Consider the following 3,965-nt stretch of genomic DNA (forward strand, 5'->3'; position numbering starts at 1 on the left):
ATTTCGGCCGCCGGCATGAAGGTTGCCTTCATTCGTGATGTCACGCCCATTCCGCACAACGGTTGCCGGCCGCCCAAGCGCCGCCGCGTCTAACCGGCCTGCCCCGGCAGAGTCCGTAACGTAAGAGGTATTGATAAATGGCAAAATATACTGAAGCCAAGTGCCGCATGTGTCGTCGCGAGGGCTGCAAGCTCTTTTTGAAGGGCGACCGTTGCTTTACCGACAAATGCGCCTATGATCGCCGCCCCTATGCTCCCGGCCAGCACGGCCGCGCCCGCAAAAAGGTGAGCGAATACGCGGTGCAGTTGAGGGAGAAGCAGAAAACCCGCCGTATTTACGGCATTCTGGAGCGCCAGTTCCACGGCTACTTTGTTAAAGCCGACATGCAGAAAGGCGTTACCGGTACCAACCTGCTCGTGATTCTTGAACGCCGCCTGGATAACGTGGTTTATCGCCTTGGTTTCGCCAACTCGCGCAACCAGGCCCGCCAGCTCGTGCGTCACGGTGTTTTCACCCTCAACGGCCGCAAGGTGAACATTCCTTCCTTGCAGGTGCGTCTGGGTGACACCATTGAAGTGCCTGAAAAGAATCGCAAAATTCCCGTGCTCGCTGAAGCCCAGGAAGTTATCGCCCGCCGCGGCTGCCCCGCCTGGCTGGAAGCCGACGGCGCCGCTTTCAAGGGTACTGTCAAGGCCATGCCGCAGCGTGACGACATTCAGTTCCCCGTCAACGAGCAGCTTATCGTCGAACTTTACTCGAAATAACCGGGGGTTCGCATGCTTATCAAACAGGGCGAACGCCTTATCAATGCGCGCAACTGGTCCGAGCTTGTCAAGCCCGACCAGATTCTGCGCGAAGAAGAGACGGCCAGCGGCACGCACGGCAAGTTTGTCTGCGAGCCTTTGGAACGGGGCTACGGCACCACCATCGGCAATGCCATGCGGCGCGTCCTTCTGGCCTCCCTTCAGGGGGCGGCCTTTGTGTCGGTGAAAATCATCGGCGTACAGCACGAGTTCACCACCATCCATGGCGTGCTGGAAGACATCACTGATGTCATCCTGAACATAAAGCAGGTTCGCCTGCGCATGGATACGGAAGAACCCCAACGCCTGACCCTGCGCGTGGAGCGCAAGGGGCCGGTGACGGCGGCCGACATTGTCGCCAATCAGCACGTTGAAGTGCTTAACCCTGATCTGCACATCGCCACCCTCACCGAGGACGTGGTGCTGGAGATGGAATTGGAGGTCCGCATGGGCAAGGGCTATGTGCCCGCCGACATGCATGAGGGCCTGGCCGACGAGATCGGCCTCATCAAGCTGGATTCCAGCTTTTCCCCCGTGCGCAAGGTCGCCTATACGGTGGAACAGGCCCGCGTGGGCCAGATGACCAACTATGACCGTCTTCTGCTTGAAGTGTGGACCGATGGCTCGCTGACGCCTGAAGACGCCATTGCCTACAGCGCCAAGATCATCAAGGATCAGATCTCCGTATTCATCAACTTTGATGAACGGGTATCCGGCGACATGCGCAACGGCAGCGGCGAAAGCGGAGAAGTGAACGAGCATCTGTTCAAAAGCATTGACGACCTTGAGCTTTCCGTACGTGCTACCAACTGCCTGCGCAGCGCCAATATCGGCCTTGTGGGTGAACTGGTGCAGCGCAGTGAAGCAGAAATGCTCAAGACCAAGAACTTCGGCCGCAAATCGCTGGACGAAATCAAGGGTGTGCTTTTGAGCATGGGGCTTGACTTCGGCATGAAGGTCGACTCCTTCGACAAAAAATATCAGGAATGGAAAAGGAAGCAGCAAAATGAGGCATAGCAATTCCGGCAGGAAATTCTCGCGTACCCCTGCGCACCGTAAGGCCATGTTGCACAATCTCGCCAAGGCGCTGCTGATCCACGGCAAAATCCGCACCACGGAAATCAAGGCCAAGGAGCTTCGCCGGGTTGTGGAGCCTCTGATTACCCTTGCCAAGCGCAATGACCTGCACGCTCGCCGTCAGGCTTACCGTGTGCTGAACGATCATGCCCTGGTCAAGCGTCTCTTTGACGAGATCGGCCCTGTCTTCGCCGGCGTACCCGGCGGTTACACCCGTATTCTCAAAATGGCCATGCCCCGCAAGGGCGACAATGCCCCCATGGCTATTATTGAGCTGACCCGCAGCAGCGAAGCCGCTGCCGCCGAAGCCCCCAAAGCCGCCAAGGCCGCTTCCGCCAAGGAAGCCAAGCCCGCTGCTGAAGAAGCTGCGGCCAAACCCAAGCGTACCCGCAAACCCAAGGCCGACGAAGCTGACGCTGAAGCCGCCAAGGAAGAAAATTAGGCCTTCAGGCAAATATTCTTCACGGGTTTATGGCTATAGATATGAAAGGGCGCTACGGCGCCCTTTTTTATGCCTGTATTTCCTCTAGAGCAGATTAACTTTGAGAATATACATTCTCAAAGTTTAAGGCACGCTCACTTCGGCGTTTAACCGCGCAGATAAACTGCGCTTACGCCTCCGTAGCGAACGTCTGCTCACGCAGCCGCCAGAGCAATTTCAAAGTGAAATTGCTCTAGTTGCTTAAATGCCTCGGGATGGACACGCAATCCAGAGCAGTTTTATTTTTAAGATTGCTCTGGCGGTTGTTCGCGCTGCCGTCAAGGCAGGTTAAAGGCGAGATTGCCTTGGAAGTTGCTTTAGCAAATTGACAATTCCCGTTCCATTTTTTTGGGGTCAGCGGCCAGCCCTTTCTGAATGCTCTTGGCGAAAGCATCGGGGTAGATTTCTTCAGCGCCTGCCTTGATGCCTTCAAGAATTTCTTGCGCAACCGACTCGGTACTGGCCTTGGGCATCTCAAGGCCCGCTGTCATGCGGGTATCCACAGGGCCTGGATATACGCCGATAACCGCTGTTTTCTGTGTTGCGAGTGCCCCGCGCAAGCCCTGGGTAAGTGAGTGCAGGGCGGCTTTTGACGCGCAGTATGTGCCGATGGAGGGCATGTTTACGAGACCGATGACAGAGACGATGTTGACAATGCCGCCTCCTCCATTCCTGCGCAGAACCGGCGCAAATGCCGAGCACATGGCAAGTGTGCCGAAATAGTTGACCTCCATCTCGGCCCGCGCCGTCTGGAGTGAGCCGAGCAAACCGTTGCCCCCCATACCTGCATTATTCACAAGAAGCGTGATGTCTCCGCACGCGGCGACGGTTTTTTCAATATCGGCGGGATTGGTAATATCAAGCTGCACGATCTGGATGTTTTTGTTGCCGCGCAGTGATTCCAACGAGGCTTCACTGCGCGCGCAGGCATATACTTTTCTGGCTCCGGCAGCCAGAAAGGCATTGACCAGCGCCCTGCCGATACCACCGTTGGCTCCTGTTACAAGAATAGTCTGTTCATTGATATTCATTATATTTTCTCCGTGCTCAGCCTCATGCTGACTGTATTTTTACTGCGAACGGTCCGCAGGCTCACCGCAGATAATGTGACATTGCGAAACAACAGGCAGTGTCGTAGACAAATACGACCTTGTAAAAGTGCATTCTAAAGGTTTAGAGGACATGCGATTCGGTGCGTGCACCGCGCAAGGGCATAGCGTGCACCTTTGCTGCGGGCGACTGTTCAGGCAGCCGCCTGAGCATTTTCAAGGGAAATGGCTCCAGCCTGTTTTGTCTTCCATTACATAAGATGTATGGGGCTTGCCGGAATGTGTCAAATCGCCACAGTGCATGGTTTTCTTGGGCCGGCAACCGCGCGGTGACAAAAGCGGTTTTTCAATGCGCCAATATTGTTCGGGGGTTTTGACCTTTGTGCGGGAAGAGCGCATACTGCGACAGCAAATTTACGCAAGGAGACGCGCATGAAGCTTCTGGAAAAAGCCCGCGCTGCCGGCTGAGCCGCAAAACTTGCTCCAGGGGCCCTGGAGCGACTTTTGAACGGGCTGCCGCTTGGCGCCCGGCCGGATCTTGAAGCCCGCGTGCTG

5 protein-coding genes are annotated in these 3,965 nt (G+C 56.1%); 4 read left to right on the forward strand and 1 reads right to left on the reverse strand.

The features are described from left to right. The 4 genes from rpsK to rplQ form a co-directional block, all read left to right on the forward strand. Window positions 1-93 (forward strand): 30S ribosomal protein S11 (gene rpsK / locus V6C07_RS12265; protein WP_333536768.1); only part of this gene is annotated, 93 nt, incomplete at its 5' end. Between the two features lie 44 nt (window positions 94-137). Next, a complete protein-coding gene (gene rpsD, locus V6C07_RS12270) occupies window positions 138-764 on the forward strand; it encodes a 30S ribosomal protein S4 (protein ID WP_012624318.1) in 627 nt (208 codons plus the stop codon). A gap of 12 nt (window positions 765-776) precedes the next feature. Then, entirely contained in the window at window positions 777-1,820 is a 1,044-nt protein-coding gene (locus V6C07_RS12275; RefSeq protein ID WP_333536765.1) for a DNA-directed RNA polymerase subunit alpha, read from the forward strand. Continuing rightward, entirely contained in the window at window positions 1,810-2,322 is a 513-nt protein-coding gene (gene rplQ / locus V6C07_RS12280; protein WP_333536766.1) for a 50S ribosomal protein L17, read from the forward strand. Before V6C07_RS12275 ends, rplQ begins: the two co-directional genes overlap by 11 nt. Before the next feature lie 356 nt (window positions 2,323-2,678). Here rplQ and V6C07_RS12285 read toward each other — a convergent pair whose 3' ends face one another. Then, window positions 2,679-3,392, reverse strand: coding sequence for an SDR family oxidoreductase (locus tag V6C07_RS12285; RefSeq protein WP_333536767.1), 714 nt, complete (start codon window positions 3,390-3,392; stop codon window positions 2,679-2,681). Window positions 3,393-3,965 lie beyond the last annotated feature (573 nt).

This window comes from Desulfovibrio sp. 1214_IL3152 (genome assembly GCF_036763055.1).
GTDB lineage: Bacteria > Desulfobacterota > Desulfovibrionia > Desulfovibrionales > Desulfovibrionaceae > Desulfovibrio.